Source organism: Gelidibacter maritimus, assembly GCF_014062315.1.
Taxonomy (GTDB): Bacteria; Bacteroidota; Bacteroidia; order Flavobacteriales; family Flavobacteriaceae; genus Gelidibacter; species Gelidibacter maritimus.
The window spans coordinates 36,460-53,566 of sequence record NZ_JACGLT010000007.1; the positions used below are offsets into that span (position 1 = coordinate 36,460).

Annotated in this window: 11 protein-coding genes; 4 read left to right on the forward strand and 7 right to left on the reverse strand. The window is 37.2% G+C overall.

Annotation, left to right across the window (positions count from 1 at the left end):
• Positions 1 to 318 precede the first annotated feature (318 nt).
• The 3 genes from H3Z82_RS10230 (at position 319) to H3Z82_RS10240 (ending at position 3,028) form a co-directional block, all read left to right on the forward strand.
• Positions 319 to 1,410: a Fic family protein gene (locus tag H3Z82_RS10230; protein ID WP_182205414.1), complete on the forward strand. Its 1,092-nt coding sequence runs from the start codon at positions 319 to 321 to the stop codon at positions 1,408 to 1,410.
• A 579-nt stretch (positions 1,411 to 1,989) separates the two neighbouring features.
• Entirely contained in the window at positions 1,990 to 2,115 is a 126-nt protein-coding gene (locus H3Z82_RS19820; protein ID WP_394368107.1) for a Fic family protein, read from the forward strand.
• A gap of 223 nt (positions 2,116 to 2,338) precedes the next feature.
• Positions 2,339 to 3,028, forward strand: coding sequence for an SGNH/GDSL hydrolase family protein (locus tag H3Z82_RS10240; RefSeq protein WP_182205415.1), 690 nt, complete (start codon positions 2,339 to 2,341; stop codon positions 3,026 to 3,028).
• Between the two features lie 217 nt (positions 3,029 to 3,245).
• On the opposite strand, the gene pafA is transcribed toward H3Z82_RS10240, so the two are convergent.
• The 7 genes from pafA to H3Z82_RS10275 all read right to left on the reverse strand — a co-directional run bounded on the left by pafA (position 3,246) and on the right by H3Z82_RS10275 (position 15,491).
• Positions 3,246 to 4,895: an alkaline phosphatase PafA gene (gene pafA / locus H3Z82_RS10245; RefSeq protein ID WP_182205416.1), complete on the reverse strand. Its 1,650-nt coding sequence runs from the start codon at positions 4,893 to 4,895 to the stop codon at positions 3,246 to 3,248.
• Between the two features lie 74 nt (positions 4,896 to 4,969).
• A complete protein-coding gene (locus tag H3Z82_RS10250) occupies positions 4,970 to 6,178 on the reverse strand; it encodes an AGE family epimerase/isomerase (protein ID WP_182205417.1) in 1,209 nt (402 codons plus the stop codon).
• 53 nt (positions 6,179 to 6,231) lie between these two features.
• Positions 6,232 to 7,059 carry an endonuclease/exonuclease/phosphatase family protein gene (locus H3Z82_RS10255; RefSeq protein ID WP_182205418.1) on the reverse strand — a complete coding sequence of 276 codons (828 nt, stop codon included), beginning with the start codon at positions 7,057 to 7,059 and terminating at the stop codon, positions 6,232 to 6,234.
• Positions 7,060 to 7,077: 18 nt separating this feature from the next.
• Positions 7,078 to 8,844: a RagB/SusD family nutrient uptake outer membrane protein gene (locus tag H3Z82_RS10260; RefSeq protein ID WP_182205419.1), complete on the reverse strand. Its 1,767-nt coding sequence runs from the start codon at positions 8,842 to 8,844 to the stop codon at positions 7,078 to 7,080.
• A 22-nt stretch (positions 8,845 to 8,866) separates the two neighbouring features.
• A complete protein-coding gene (locus H3Z82_RS10265) occupies positions 8,867 to 12,097 on the reverse strand; it encodes a SusC/RagA family TonB-linked outer membrane protein (protein WP_182205420.1) in 3,231 nt (1,076 codons plus the stop codon).
• 20 nt (positions 12,098 to 12,117) lie between these two features.
• Positions 12,118 to 13,314, reverse strand: a complete 1,197-nt coding sequence (locus H3Z82_RS10270) for a DUF5689 domain-containing protein (protein ID WP_182205421.1) — start codon at positions 13,312 to 13,314, stop codon at positions 12,118 to 12,120.
• A 32-nt stretch (positions 13,315 to 13,346) separates the two neighbouring features.
• Complete coding sequence (locus H3Z82_RS10275; RefSeq protein ID WP_182205422.1) at positions 13,347 to 15,491, reverse strand: hypothetical protein; 2,145 nt, start codon at positions 15,489 to 15,491, stop codon at positions 13,347 to 13,349.
• Between the two features lie 347 nt (positions 15,492 to 15,838).
• On the opposite strand from H3Z82_RS10275, the gene H3Z82_RS10280 reads away from it, so the two are divergent.
• Complete coding sequence (locus H3Z82_RS10280; RefSeq protein ID WP_182205423.1) at positions 15,839 to 17,074, forward strand: ROK family protein; 1,236 nt, start codon at positions 15,839 to 15,841, stop codon at positions 17,072 to 17,074.
• Positions 17,075 to 17,107 lie beyond the last annotated feature (33 nt).

Below are 17,107 nucleotides of genomic sequence, written 5' to 3' on the forward strand. Positions count from 1 at the left end.
GAGTAGCTAATGTTTAGGGTGGAAGCAAAGGGATGAGAGGCTAGCAATAAAGATTGAAAGATTGTTAAGAGCACAAGAACTAAATCAGAGCATTCTTGAAAGCAGCTTATGTACCGTCCGTGTTAAGTGAAGTAGTAATTTTAAGTTGCCATCAAGAGTAGGATTATGGGCGGGCAAGTGTGTTGTTGGAGAAAATTAAAGCAAAGATTAAGAATTAAAAATTTATAACTCATTTGTGAATCACAAAACAATTTGTGATTCATATTTTGTTATATTTGGGTCACAAAGATTATTGTTACTCATGCATAAGTCACAAAGATGAAACCCTATATACCACATACATTACCAATTGAAGCTATAGAATGGCATAAGTTCATAGACCTTATGGGAAAAGCGAACAGGTATATAGCCCGTTATGATGGTCTTCTACAATCAGTTATCAACCCTGATGTGCTTTTAGCGCCATTACGCACGCAAGAAGCTGTACACTCATCAAAAATTGAAGGAACTCAAGCCTCTTTAAGAGATGTTTTGCAGTTTGAAGGAGAACAAGATGTTGAAGACTACAAGAAAGACGATATTTATGAAGTTATAAATTATCGTATTGCCTTAAAGGAAGGAAGAGAGCAGATGCAAAGTATCCCACTTACGCTAAACCTAATTCGTAAAATGCACAATACTTTAATGCATGACGTTAGAGGTAGCAGCGCAGATCCAGGAAATTTTAGGCGTATTCAAAACTTTATTGGTGCACCAGGGTCTACTATAGATGATGCCAGATTTGTACCGCCAACCGTTCCAGTTATGATGGAGGCACTAAGCAACTGGGAAAAATATATGCATCATGAAGAATTGGATGTGATTGTTCAATTGGCGATTGTACATGCACAGTTTGAGATAATTCATCCATTTTTAGACGGAAACGGTAGAATGGGACGGATCCTAATTCCTTTATTTTTGTATCATAAGAAAATAATACATGAACCTGTTTTTTATCTCAGTGATTATTTAGAAAATCACAGGTCTGAGTATTATGATGCTTTAAAAAATATTACAGATAGTGGGGTTTGGACAAATTGGATCCGGTTTTTTTTAAATGCTATTATTGTTCAGGCAGAAAAGAATATAAATAAGACAAGAGCAATTATTAATCTATACGAGGAGGTTAAAAAGGAAATAATAGAAAGCACCCATAGCCAATATGCGGTTCATTGTTTAGACACTATTTTTATTCAACCCATATTTTCCTCTAACTATTTTTCGAAAAATTCGGGTATTCCAAAATCGAGTACAACACGGCTTTTAGATATTTTAGTGAAAGAAAAGGTTCTTGTTATTGCAGAAGCGGGCGCAGGGAGGAGACCAACTATTTATGCTTTTAAAAGATTACTGTCTATAGTAAATGATTAGCAAATGATGTTGCAAATCATCTATGAGCCACGAGATAATTTGCAACTTACATGATTAAAAATGTAAGTTACAAAACTATAAGGTTCATGGCTGCTAACTCAGTAGTTTTTTGGTTCGGAAACAGGAAATACTGGACAAGGTAGTGTAGGAGTGAAATCTATAAAGGAAACTTTAGTTCTATTTCCAGACCATAAACATCAACAAATTGTCCAAGCAATAGAAAGTCGTTTATCAGGACATAGCAGAGCGTTTAGAACAAGCTCAAGTCCTATGCAAGGTATTTTGAAGACAGCTTTTGTAAGCAGATTGTTAAGCGAAGCAGAGATTGAAAGATGCAAGCAGGAGAAAGATTAGGAAAAATAGTCAATTATTAATTACCGGAAAATACTCAATGGTTTAAAAAATAGGCTATTCGGAAATTCCGTCAGACCAATGAAATACTAAATGAAAGAATAAAACCAAATAGAAATTTATCAAACCAAAGATGGTTCTACTCAAATTAAGGTACAATTTTAACAGGAGACGGTTTGGCTTACCCAAGCCCAAAAAGACAACAGCTTTGAAAGTTCCATAGCTCAGATTACAAAAGGTTTTAGTGAAGATGATTTTTATATAACCTTAGAAGAAAAAGCAATAATGTTCTTATATTTAATTGTAAAAAATCACTCCTTTGCAGATGGCAATAAGCGAATAGCAGCAGCTTGATTTTTTGAAATTTTACAACAAAATGGCAGACTTTTTAATGCGCAAAAAAAAACCATTAATTAATAGTGATATTTTGGCAAGTTTAACTCTTTTTTAGCTTCGAGTCAACCTGAAGAAATGGAAAGGGTAAAACGTTTAGTGACCAGTGTATTAAATAGAAGTACACAAAATGATTGACAGATTAATTAAATAATAATAAATACCTATTAACAATTTAACAATTATGAAAATTTACACACGTCCTTTAAGCGTCTTTTTATTTTGCATCTTAACTTCAACGTCTCAGGGTCAAGATTGGCCTAATTTGAAAAGATATCAAAATCTTAACGCTCAATTAGATGCTCCTAAACCAACTGAACATCGTATTGTGTTTATGGGTAATTCCATTACGGAAGGCTGGGGAAAAAAGCGACCTGAGTTTTTTGCGAACAAGGATTATATTAATCGTGGGATAGGGGGTCAGACCACGCCTCAAATGCTTTTGCGTTTTAGGCAAGATGTAGTCAATTTAAATCCATCAGTAGTCGTGTTATTGGCAGGAACAAATGATATTGCCCAGAATACGGGACCGTCAACAATTGAAATGATTATGGATAATATTAAATCCATGACTGAAATAGCTGTGGCTAACAATATAGAAATTATATTGTGTTCTGTATTGCCTGCTTCAGATTTTCCTTGGAGACCAGGGTTAGAACCGGCGCAGAAAGTTGTTGAACTCAATGGCCTCATAGAGAAGTTTGCCCACGAGCGCGACCTTATTTATGTAGATTATTTTACCGCTATGGTTAATGCTTCAAATGGATTAAGAGCTGAATTGGGTGATGACGGAATCCATCCTAACAAGGAAGGGTATTTAATTATGGAGCCACTCATTGAAGAGGGAATAAGAAAGGCTTTAGAAAGCAAATAGATTCATTTATAATGATTTTTAAGCGGGTAATTAGCCTCTCTTTTTACCCACATTAATCCACTATAAAAGATCTTCTGATTCTTCTAAAAACAACAAGCAGTTAAAGGTTGATATAGCCCTTAACTGCTTGTTCTGTTTTACTTGCTTTTCAATAGTGTGTTTAAATTGCCTTAACCCAAGCTATCCGGTGTAGATAGTTCTTGCATAAATTTATTATTTAATCAAGTAATTGAAACAAAGGTTGCCCTGAAACACCATTAGGATTTGGTATGTTTAAAAGGTTTGAAACTGTAGGCGCAATATCAACTATGGAAGTATATTCCGATGTGCTGCCGTGCTTAACTCCATGTCCATAAAAAATTAATGGAACATGGGTATCATACGTATGTCCGCTACCATGTGTGGTTCCTTTTTTAACTACAGTTGGTATAGTGCCAGGTTCTAAGATATAAAGGACGTCTCCGCTACGGTTATGATCATAACCATTTTGAAGCATAGATGCAATGCCTGAGTTATAGTAGCCGTTCAACATTTGGGAACGCACATACACTTTGTCTACCATATCTGTTGCCAATACAAATTCTGCTACATCACGCTCTAAATCTTTAGCATTGATTTTTGCATTCCTGAGAGCTGAGTGATTGAAGAATATTTGATTATTGGATACGTTGCTAATAAGATTAGCAATTCCATATTTCTCTTCTAAATAAGTCTTAAGAGCATTTCTCATGGCTCCAGTGTTAAAGTTGTAAGCAGGAATTTTTACCGACTCTAAATAGGATGGTACTTCGGCTGCACCATGATCTGAAGTTAAAAAAAGAGTGTATTTGCCTTTTCCGACTTGCTTATCAAGGTGATCAATAAGAGTAGCAATATTAAGATCCAAACGAATGTAAGCATCTTGTAGTTCTTTGGAATTGACCCCGAAGTTATGGCCAATATAATCTGTATTTGAATAACTTATTGTCAGAAAGTCGGTATTTTCTCCTTGACCCAGTTTTTCTCCGTCGATGGCAGCAATTGCGAAGTCAGTGGTTAAATCGCCACCATAAGCAACTGATTTTAAAATGTCATAACCGCCATTTTTTGCTTTCAAGGCTTTCAAATCATAGGGGAAGGAAGCGGTTTCTTTTCCTTTGAATCCTTTTTCAAAATTATTGATATCTGGTCCGCTTTCAGTATAAGATTCTATATCGTAATAAGTGTCCCAAACTTTTAGATATTCATCTACTTTCCTTGAATTATTAAATTTGGTGACCCATTTTGGAAGTTTTTGCATATAATAGCTGCTGGTAATCCATTTACCTTCATTTTCCCCGTGGAACCAATATGCTGCATTTGCCGTGTGGCCTGCGGGCAATATGGCGCTTCGGTCTTTCAGCGCAATTCCTATGGTTTTGCCTCGGAATTGTGAGCTCAACCTGTTTTCATCTGTAATGGTGGTTGATTTTAAACGGTGCGGAGACATAGCGCCAGCCTTTGATGTTGTACCCACTGGTGAGACTCCCGGATCGGAAACGCAATAAATGGTCTCTGCGGTTTGTTTGTCGAACCATTCGTTGGCAATGATGCCGTGGTTCATTGGACTTGTTCCAGTAAAAATTGAGGCATGTCCTGGTGCGGTATAGGTGGGTATGTAATTATAATGATTGTTTTTGAAAATGAAACCTTGATTTACAAGTTTTTTGAATCCATTATTACCATACTTATTCCAGTATCTATACACGTAATCCGCTCTCATTTGATCCACTACAATGCCAATAACTAGCTTTGGCTTTTCTTGTTGTTTGTCAATACTATTATTTTGAGCATAAAGACTGTTCTGTAAAAATAAAATTACAACTAATGTTAGGGTCTTGATTTTCATTTTTTTATGGCGTTTTAGTCTAATTATTGATTGAAGTAGCGGTGCTAAAATAATTGCTGAAAATGTTATATGTTTTATAACTGAGCAATTGGAACCTTTTTTTCCTGCATTTTCTCCAGTTTATCCATCAGTTGCCAAAGATTAAATAATCCTCTTGGCACGTGAAAACAGCCTTTCCATTTTCCACCTTTTAGATCATGGGTAACCTTGCCTTCACGGCTTAAATACCCAAACCACTCACCATGCTCTTCATCAACAAATTTGCCCCATGTATAATCATGAAGTTTTACAAACCATTGCCATAATTCAGGATTTTGCGTGTGATAAAATCCTTTTAAACACGCAATCATAGCCTCAATATGTGGCCACCATAATTTCTGATCCCATTCCAATTGCTCTGGAGGATTCCCCTTTAAATCCATAAAATAGAAAATACCACCATGGTCTTTGTCCCAACTGTATTCTAAGGTTGATATGACTATGTTTGCACACTTTTCAATTAATTTAGGATCTTTTAGTTTTTCTCCGACATCCATTAAAAACCAAAGAGTCTCCAAGCCATGGCCAGGATTGACAAGTCGCCCGGCAAAGCTGTCAACAAACTCTCCATTTGGACCTACGTTTTCAACAATAATTCCTTTATCGGCATTGTAAAACTGATTTATTATTAAGTCTTTTACTGAAGTGAGTTGGTCCTTGACCGTAGTTTCGTCCAAGATGTGACTTAATTCCTGGACGAGGTTGCTGAGGATCATAGGAAGTGCTAAGTTTTTTAACTCTCTAGTGCCCGGATAAGATTTATTATAAGTGCCTTTGGGATTGCTCTGTCTTAGCAAAATATTCTCAAAGGTTTGTTTTGCTATGCGAGTGTAATTTTCATTATTAAGAGCTTTGCTTAGTTGGGAGAATGCCATTGCCGCAAAACAATCAGAAAATATATTGTATGGCTGAATCAATGGCGCGCCTTTTTCTTGTAAGGAAAAATACCAATTACCGGCTTTATCACGCCCATGCTTCTCTAAAAAATCAGCACCATGTTTTGCAATGTTTAACCATTCTGTATTGCGCTCAATTTCATTGTAAAATTTGGCGAAGGTCCACACTTGTCTGCATTGTAACCAAATTAACTTCTCTGTGTCATAAACGTCACCATTAGTTTTTAAACAGCTATAGTAGCCTCCATTTCTTTTATCTAAAGAGTGGGTCATCCAAAAAGGAATGACGTTGTCGAATAGGTTTTCACGATAGAGTTTTTTATAGCGGGTAAAATCTTCTTTCAGCATGACATTTAAATTGTTAAATAGTTTTAGGTTAATATTGATTAATTTTCGACTGATTATTCTGTCGAGTACTCTAATTCCATAATGAGCGGAAGATGGTCAGATGCATAATTTTCCTCCACCGTGTAGTAATCTTTGATTGTAAATTTATTAGCGGCCACTTTATTTAGCAGAATATAATCAATGGTGGTGTTTGCATTTACTGCTGGAAACGTTCCTGGACAAACTGTACACCCCCTAATAAATGTAGTGTTGAACGTATTCCAAATTTCATTCTCAGGAGTCATGTTGAAATCGCCTCCCAATATTATTGGAATATTCTCATAAGGCTTTAAAAATGTAATTATTTCCCTGGCCTGTACACGACGGCTATCGTCAGATTTGTGATCAATGTGTGTAGAACCAAAAATTACTTTCTCTCCAGTAGTTAGCGTTACTTCAACAATGCCAATAGTTCTGAGTTCTGCTTCCATGCCGTCAGCTCCTGGCAAGGCGTGTTGTTTGGTGCTAAGTAATGGATATTTGGAAAGTATGGCAACGCCATAATCACCTCCTGAGCGGTTGAGTGCCTTTGCAAAGTAATAGTACATGTTGGTTTGATCAGCAATTGCTTTGGCTTGATCAAGGTCTTTTCCGGAACGTTCTGTAAAACGGTCCACCTCTTGTAAGGCCACCAAGTCTGGTTTTTCAGTATTAATGACATTGGCGATAGCATTTATATCCACAAAACCTGCTCCTTTAGAAGGAGGGTTGGCAATATGGATATTATAGGTCATTACTTTTAAATTGGACTTAGGTTTCTCTGCATCCACGTCATCTTTTGTAGAGTTATCGCTCGAGCAAGCGAGGATAAATGCGGACATTAAAATAGATAGAAATTTCATAGTATTTTTATTTTTTGATTACCACCCCGGGTTTTGTCCTAGGTTTGGATTAATTAGACGATCAGCTTCAGGTATTGGATATAAATAGAATTTGTCCTTCCATTCAATTGGAATATTGCCAAGCCAAATGATTTCGCCACTTGTTGTATTTGATAATTGCATCGGATTGCTCTCTCCACGGATATAGTCAGAAACGTCAACATAGGTTACTCCCTGAATTGGATTAGGTGAAGTTCCACGATAAAATGAAACATCCATTTGACCATCTTGATTTAGATCTAACGGTGTATTTAGAGACGGTACGTACATGCCATTCCAAGGCTTCTCCACCAACTCACCCTTAGCCCACCGAACCAAGTCATAGAATCTAAAACCTTCTAGGGCTAATTCTATGCCACGCTCTCTTCGGACTTCCAAAAGAATAGGGTCGTTAATTTCGGGATAAAACTCACGTTGCAGGTAAGTGTCTACAATTGTAGGTAAGGAGGTTGTTCCACCCGTAACACCTGCTCTTCTTCTTAAAGCTCCTATCGTGTTATTCCAATCTGTATCTGTCAGTTCATTCATTTCCGCTTTGGCCTCGGCATAATTTAACAGAACCTCACTGTATCTAATAATTGGTATAATATTGTCATTATGCCCACCGCTGTCGTAAGTATCATCATCTAAGACCCATTTAATAGGCTGATATCCAGTATAGGTGTAAGAAAATGTCGGAGGTGATTCTACTGACTGTCCCCCGATTACTCTCTCATAACCAGGAGTACGGATAGTTTGCGAAAGCCTATGGTCTCTGTTTACTACTTCTTCTTGAAAAGTTAATTCTCTATAGCCAGCTCTGGAAGAGAATGGAGTACCATCGGAATTGAGATAGGTGTTTACAAATCGGCGTGTTAGGTTTAACCGATCGCCATAAGTAGAACTCGTGTAATACCAATTGGCATCGTGAAGAATACCGAGGTTTTCGTCATAAAGATTGGCAAGAATGACTTCAGAGCTAATCACAGATTTGCTGGTAAAAAGATTTCGATAAGGTGTACTTCCCGCATTATTAAGCGAAAACCCTCCTTGGTTCATCACTGTTTCCGCAGCTTCTACTGCCTTCAGCAAGAACTTGTTTGATGTATCCTGAAGATTATAATCTGTATGGTATTTTCTGAATGTTCCTTCAAATAACGCCACTCTTGACTGAAAAGCGGCTGCCACGTTTGATGTTATTAATGACCTAGAGTCGTCGCTAACCGTATTGACATGTTCTATTGCGTAATCTAAATCTGCAATAATAGAGTCCATAACTAAGGTCCTAGAGTCTCTATTTCCATATAGAACGTCATCATCTTCCACATCTAAAGCTTTGTTGATCCATGGCACGTCGCCAAACCGTTTAACTTTATCGAAATAAAACCAAGCTCGAAAAAATTTGGCTATTCCCATATAATGAGCTCTGATTGCCGGAGAGACATCTTGACTATGATTTTTTTCTATGAAGTAATTTATATTTCGAAGTTGACTCCAGCTCCAACCGGTACTCTGTCTTGGGCCATATGCGCCTGGTCTAAAAAAGTCAGGAACATCTTTTCGGGCTGTAATGTCTGACATGTTGTCTCCTCTAATGATACTTGTTGTTGAAGGAAGGACATTGTAAAATGAATTAGAATACAATTTGAGTCCGCTTTCTGAATTAAAAACAGCTTCAGGTCCTACGGTTGATACAGGGTCTTGCTCTAGCTTGCTACAGCTATTGAATGCAATGATGACAAGACCGATATAGAATATTTTTTTCATTATTTATTGTTTTAAATTGCTCTTAAAAGGTAATGCTAGCACCTACAGAAATGTTTTTTAATATAGGATAGTTAAAGGCATCGCCATAATTAGAATTTCCTAAATCTTGATCGGACGCTCCTATATTCTCTACATCTATCCCTTTCGTGTTTTTATACATTGGAGAATATGTCCATAAATTTTCTCCTGAAACATATAATTGAACTTGATTTGCTCCAATCATTTTTGAAACATCTTCAGGTAAATTATATCCAATTTGGATATTCTTTAACCGAACATATGCTGCATTTTGTAGGTATCGGGTTTGTTTTTCACGCAAGGTGCCCCCAGAAGCCCACGCAAGGTATCCAGTATAACGAGGGAAATATGCGTCCGGATTTTCTGGACTCCAAATATTGCCTATTTGAGACTCTAAAGGGTGGCCATATGGTGCGTTATATTGACCCCAGAAGGCATTTGCTCCTCTGCTGGGATACCAATCTCTTTTGCCTACACCCTGGAAAAATGCATTGAAAAATATATTGTTCCAATCGGCGCCTAAATTTAAACCAAACATATATCGAGGGCTCGAGTTACCTATAATTCTTCGATCTCCAGGGTTTGTTGCGGTGTTCTCTCCATGATTAATGGCACCATCATTATTAAGATCCTTAAATTTTATATCACCCGGTCTCCAAATTCCTGCAGCCGTTGAGCTAAAAAGGCTTTGATCTGCAGAGGTACGGATATCCTGTTCGGACAAGAAAAAACCATCAGTTGTTAAGCCCCATATTTCGCCGAGCTTTTGGCCTACATAATAATCGTTTAACCTTTTGTTCGGGTTATTATATTTTAAAATGGTTGTTTGATTATCAGCAACATTAGCTTTGATAGAGTAGTTGAAAGGTTTTGTGGCAAGCGCAAAACTATTACGCCATGCTACCGATAATTCCCATCCAACAGTTTCTAGATCTGCGTAATTACCTCGTGGCGGTCGAGCCCCAAAAATGGCAGGTAACTCAGGCCCTAAAGTAAACATATCGGTGGTCTTACGATTAAAAACATCTGCTGAAATGTTAAGCTTGTTTTTGAGCATAGCTAAGTCAATTCCAATATTTTTAGTAGTTACCGTTTCCCAAGTCAATCCATCAGGTATTACCGTAGGGTCAGATGTGGTCATGGGTAAATCGCCGTTTAAAATTCTGTTGGAGCGATTGACAACCAGTTGTTCTTGGAACATATAAGATGAAATATTACCATTTCCTAAAGAACCATAGGATGCTCTTACTTTTAAATATGTAATTAAGTCCTTTGAAATATTCCAAAATGGTTCAGAAGAAATATTCCATCCAGCAGAAATTGATGGGAAAAATGCATAACGCTGGTTTTTTGGAAACTTAGAGGACCCATCATATCTACCATTTACTTCTAATAAATACCTGTTTTTGTAATCATAGTTAAATCTGAAGAAGCCTCCAGCCACTGCCCATTGCTCGTATCCTCCACTGGTTAATATAGATTCTCCAACAGCAAGATTTAAGTCATTGGCATCTTCATACAAGAGTCCGTTACGTTGTGAGCCCAGCCGTTTAAAAGTATTTAGCTCGTAATTGAAACCTCCGAGAATTTTGAAGTTGTGCGCATCATTAATTTTAGTTACATATTCACCATATAGGTTGGTGGAGATATATTCGGTTTCTTGTTGAATTACCCTGTAATCATTATATGCAGAACCAAGATATTGGATAACACCAGGCGTTCGGCTATAAGGAACTGGAACGCGCTTTCGTGTTTCATCTCTGTTAGTTAGTTGATATGTAAAATCACCTTTAATACTTAGAGAGTTATTGAAGAAATTGGTTTCAAAATTTGTGGTGTTCCTAAATACCTTACTTTCTTTGTCGTAACCGTTTTTACCATAAAAATAATCCCCTACGGTATACGCTGCAGAATGGGTTAGAGTGCCATCTGGATTGAGCATTGGAGCCATTGGATGCCCTTCTGCAACCATGTTTCTCCAAATTCCTCCAGCTTCACCAACGTTCATTGGATTGTGGTACTTAACCTTTGAAAAGCTAGCGTTATTGCCTACTCTTAGCCATGGAAGTAACTCTACAGATCCTTTGGCTCTAAAATTATACATTTGATAGTCATCTGAATTATACTTAAATAATCCCGGCTGGCTTAAGGATTGTCCCGTCAGATAAAACTCCGATTTTTCACTACCTTGCGATATTGAAATGTTTTGATCCAAAGAATGTGTAGAGCCTTTATATAACTCGTCTTGCCAATTAGTGCTGTAGTAATACACATACTCTCCAGTGGCCGGATCAATTTCAATTTTAGGAGCATCAGGGTCCATTGAGCGCCTTTTTAACTCTTCCAAGTATTGTTGCGAGAACCTCATGGTTTTATTGACATTTTGAGGTGTGCTGGCATAGTTGTTCCAACTTGAAAATGCTTCGTTAAACATGGAGGCCCAGGTGTATCCATCTGTTACATAATCTGGAATGACTGTAGGTGATTTTAGGCTATAGTTTCTTGAATATTTTATTTGCATTCTTTCCTTGCCTGCAGTTTTTGTAGTAATCAACACTACACCAAATGCTGCTCTTGCTCCATATATTGCCGCTGAGGAGGCATCTTTCAAAACAGATACCGTAGCAATATCATTAGGATTTAATAGTGCTGGATCACCTTCAACACCATCAATCAATACAAGCGCATTTCCTCCTTGTCCAATGGAAGTAGCACCTCTGATATTGAAAGCAGCAGATTGGGTGGGCTTCCCGTCGGCAGGGGTTAGGTTCAAATTGGCAATAGCGCCCTGAAGCCCTTGTGCTATATTAGTGATTGGACGATTCTCAAAAATTTCCGAATCTACTTGGTCAACGGCTCCCGTCATATTTTCTTTTTTCTGAGTGCCATAACCAACAACTAATATTTCATCTAATGCCGTAATATCTGGCGTTAACTCAATTGTATAGTCGGTTTTGGTTCCGTCAAAAGCCAATTTTAACTTTTTATATCCTAAATAAGAAATCTCTATATGACCTGATTGCGCGGATAAGGTTAATTCAAAATCACCGTCAAACCCAGTCAAGGTATATTTGTCACTTTCGGTATGTTTTATGACAGCGCCAGGAATGGGCTCTTGGGTTTCAGATAAAATGACCCCACTTAATGTCACTGGGTCTTGTTGAGACTTGCTATATATGTCACTTGGAAACGCCATGATAATTAGAGCTCCCAATATTATTTTAATAATTTTCATCTATAGAATGGTTTTGTAGATTAATATATGAAGGTGAAATCATCAATACTTATCCTAGGTTTGTTGTTGTTTCCGAATGGAGTGGAAGAGTTGACCAATCTAAATCGCACTTTTTCTCCAGTTTCAACTTGAACTGGAACTTCTTCAGTAATCAGCATGTCAGAATTAACATCAATTGTGAACATAGAGACAAACTCATACGTGTTTCCATTATCCCGTGAAATTTCTAAATCAACCGTGGTAGGGTTAACATTATTAACTTCAGCGTTGGCAGGGTAGATGCCATGGGATAGTCGGATGCCTTTCACATTTTCAACATCAAATTCCATTTCTAAAATCCCTGTTCTGTTTTCATTAGTGATGCTGCCTCGAAGTCGGATACTTTGACTACCATTTTTTAAATCAGCGGAGGTGGATGCTGTGATACCACCTGAGAGCATCCAAGTTCCAGTTTTAAAATCAAGTGTTTTGGTATCATAACTTGTGGAGGTGTCATCCTCAAAATCTTCTTTTACTTCTGTAACAGCAAGAGTCAAGTCTTCTGCGGTTCTTGGGTAAATAATTAAGTCATCATTATGTTGCCTAGAAATCCCAACAATCTTATCAAATTTCTCTGGAGCTTGCTCATTGTAGAAATCGGCTGATTCAATAACCGCTAACTTGGCATTGATAACACCGTCGTTAATATCATTAATTCCCCCTAAAATTGTAGGATTCGAAGAAAATGCAATTGATTCGATCGCTACTAATATAGGGCCCCAATATTGCGTTTCGGCAGATAACGTTGGGAGATCGGTTGTGCGTGGTTGAATTTCCAACTTTTTACCAGTTGGGCTTACATTTACAGCAGAGAGGTTTTTTACTCTTAATTCTCCATCAACATGATGTAAAGTTGATCCATCCAGATTGATAGTCACTTCATCACCAACTTCATATCTTACAGCATTGGTTAATTCTAATAAGATTCCTGCGGTTGCTCCCATTTGCTGCACTGCAAGAATATCACTTTGAAAGTTTCCATGATTAGGATCTGAAATAACAACACCAGAGATTGAAGTTTCACCGAATTTCAAATTATCTGTGAGTTGTACTTTTCTTAATGCAGTTATGCTTTCTGGTTTAGATGTAGCATCAATTGTGGGAGAATCGTCGTTAGAACATCCAGTACTAAATGTTAATACGATAAGCGTTAAACTTAATAAGAGGTGATTTTTCATAGTTTTCTAAATTAAAAATTGAAATTGTAATGTTATTGAGTAAGCATTGTGTTAATTTTTGAGGAAGTTATGTTCTTGAATTCAGAATTCTGATAATGTTTTTTCGAAGAATCCCAAAGGTTCGTGTTAGTATGATGGTGAATCAATCCATTAATGATCCAACTTTGTGTCCAACCGGTAAGTGTTCCCCAAGGACCCCAATCTGAATCGGCATTTGACGCCCAATACTCCCACTTTCCATAGTCAAAAGCTCTAAACCATGCGCCATCCAAATCGGGTTGATCGGTGGAGGCAATCTGAATCTTAACTAAGAAGTCAGCAATGCTCTTTGTCAATGCTTCGTAGTGGTTGTTTCCTGTCGCTTGGTAGGCCTCGTTTAATGAAAACAACGCAAAATTCATCGTATAGAGCATATCAGAAACTTTGTCTTCTGTAGAGCTTATTAAAGGAGCCTCTTTTGTTCCATATTCCGCATTGGATTGTATTTTTTCATATCGTCCAAAACCTGATTTTCCGAATCTTTCAGGAATAGCTCCCGATGGATCCAAATCTTTCGTCAGTTTTTGAATTACCATATTGAGCCACTCTCTGTGCTTAGGAGTATCATCTACCCGAACTAGCCAGGCAAGAGGAAGTATCATGCGGGTATATTCTTGTTGGATCCCGTTGGTCCATTTCCAATCTGGAAATGCCTCCATTGTTATAGCAATAGCTGCTTTTGATTTTTCCAGCAAAGGAGCGTATTCAGTTTTATCATAAAGCCATAAATAGAGCGCCCACAACCAAGATTCATAATGAGGATGAATATTGACAATATTTCTCTGACCCAGCTTTTGCCAAGTTGTTTTTTGCATACCTGCATCTCTGAACCATGGACCTCTAAATCCATTCGTTCCTGCAGTTCTGAAATTAGCTAATATGCCTTCTACCAATTGCTCGTTCCAGTCTGATATGTTAAGGTTTGTGCTTGCACCTATAACAGCAAGTAAGGCACGCGCATTATCATCGCCATAATAAGCGTCTGGATCTGTTGTTGACCATCCAATAAGTCCAAATGAAGGACTGTCAGGATCATTTCTTTCTCCTTGACGAAGATTTGAGTTTTTGAAGAGGTAAGTCAAAAGATTTTTTGCCGTAGCGGTATATTTTTCATTGTCTTTCAAAAGCGCTGAAGAAGAGAGGGCAAATGCGGTTTCTGCTTGACAATCAGCCCTGATCCACCAACGGTAAGGCTGCGATCCATCGGGATTAATTCTTGAAGCATGGCCTTCTAAAATGCCATTCAGGCCATTTCCGATAGGCTTATGTTTAGCAACCGCTGGATGCACTACATTCTTACCGTTTTTATCAGTTTTTTGATAATACTCGCTTTCCCAATTAGGATGAACAAGTAATTTTGTGTTGAAAAACCACTCAGAACCTTTGGTCACAGACTTGGTAATTGCATCCTTATCTATTTGAGAGTTTGCGTTATGGTTAGGGTGAACAGAGGTGGGCCAAGAATCCAAAATTGTTGGTGAACTTCTTAGCCAAGATATTATATAACCAAACAAATGCTTCCAATTTTCAGTTGGTCCAAACCTTCCTTTTATCACATTGCTAAGCCTTGTGGCTGAGACTAAAAAATTTTTTTCCATATGAAATAACAGCGGATATGTTTCAATATCCTCAATTCCGTATTCTGCCCTTTCTGATCCAGCAACTTTACCAAGCACAACTAATGGGCTCTTAAATAGTTTGATATCATCTTCATACAGAACTATTTCTTTATTATTGATACCGAGTATATCCATTGAGGACAAACCAGGAATGGTATTGGTTAAGACCACTCCTCTTTCTTTAAGAATATTAAGTTCTCCTGCTGAAGAAAGACCGGGTAGGCCGAGCCCCCCTTCAATATATATATGGAGGTTTTTTGATTTGGCTTTTTTAAAAATTTTTAAATCGATTTGCTTTTGAAGTTCTCCATCATTGCTGATAAGAAATAATCCTTGTCCTCGTTTTGCCTTTTTTATGGCTTTGGAAATGTTTTGATAATAGTGGTGTTGAATATTATTCGCTTTTAATATAGTGACAATATCATTGTCCGGTTGGCCACCCGCAACGATAAGCGTAGATTGAGCGAATCCTAAAAAAGTGATAAGCGCGAATGTTAAATTCAAGATTATTTTAGACATGGCATAAATTAAAGTATGAATACAAATCTCAATAATAATGCTAATATAAAATTTATTTATTAATTAATGGATTATTGTTAAATTAAATTATTATTAATAAATTATTAAGTTTAGTTTTGGTTTGTTTTAATAAGATTCATAGTATATTTATAAAATGATGACCTGAAATTATTAAGTTGCTGATTCTGTATTGATTATGTCTGAGTCTTAAGGTGTGTTATTAAAATGTAGTTTCTTCTTAACTTCAGTGTTCTTTGATGTGAATAATATGTTTGTATCTTAATAAAAATCAATTTTAAACATAACGCCAAGACTTTATCGAGTTTAGGGATCAAAAATAACCTCCTATGCAAATTAAGAATCATGTATTTTTTAATCAACCTTCGGTTAATCAAATGACAGGTGTAGTCTTTAAGAATTATGTCTTGAAGAAAAAGATTGTTCAGCATATGGATAAAAAAAACTCCTTAACAATTAATGAGCTGTGTAAAAAACTTAACACGAGTGCTCCCAAGATAAGTACATTGCTCCAGGAATTAATAGATGATGAGGTTGTTGAAGACTTGGGGAAAGTGGGAACGGGTGTTGGGCGTCGACCTAATAAGTATGGGTTGTTAGGAGGGTCTAATTTTTTTCTGGGGGTCGAATTAGAGAATAATTCACTCGATCTTTGTCTTATGGACATTAAAGAAAAGGTGATTGCTTATGAAAAAAACATAAAATTTGATCTCGAAAATAATGAGCAATCTTTAAGCAGGCTATGTGAGATTATTTTGAATTTTATGGAAACCAATCCTTTGTGGAAAAAAAATCTCATTAGGATTGGATTGAACGTTTCGGGAAGAGTTAATCGCCATACCGGGCATAGTCATAATTATTATAACTTTCATGATAAATCTTTAGGGGAAATAATACACGAAAGGGTGGGCGTAATGACCTATGTTGAGAATGATACACGAGCAAAGGCATTTTGTGAATTTAGAAGAGAGGATCTCAAAAGCAGATCTAATGTCATCTACATAAATGTTGATTATGGTGTCGGGCTAGGGGCTATGGTCAATGGAAAACTTCAATATGGCAAATCTGGGTATTCTGGAGAATTTGGGCATATTCCGTTCTTTGAAAATGAACTGATATGCCGATGTGGTAAAAAAGGATGTCTCGAAACGGAAGTTTCTGGAAGAGCTTTAGTGAATCAGATAGTTGATAAGCTGGGCCAGGGATCAAGTTCGTCGCTTCAGAAGAAATTTAAAGATTGGAATAAAATTAAAATGATGGACATTGTGGATGCTGCGAAGAAAGATGATATGCTGGCTATAGAATTAATTGGATCAATGGCTAGTAAACTAGGGAAGGGGATTACGAGTGTGCTTCATCTTTACAATCCCGAATTGATCGTTTTTGGCGGTGCCTTAACGCGTTCAGGAGATCATTTTTTCTTGCCGCTCCAGATGGCCATTAATAAATACTCATTAAGTTTGGTGAGGAATGATACTAGGATAGAAATTTCTAAGATAACGGAAGGGGCGGGCGCCATGGGTGCTTGTTTTCTAGCAAAAAATAAGTTGTTAACATCCTTTTGATTTGCGGTAACATCTTAGGTTCTTATGGTTGTG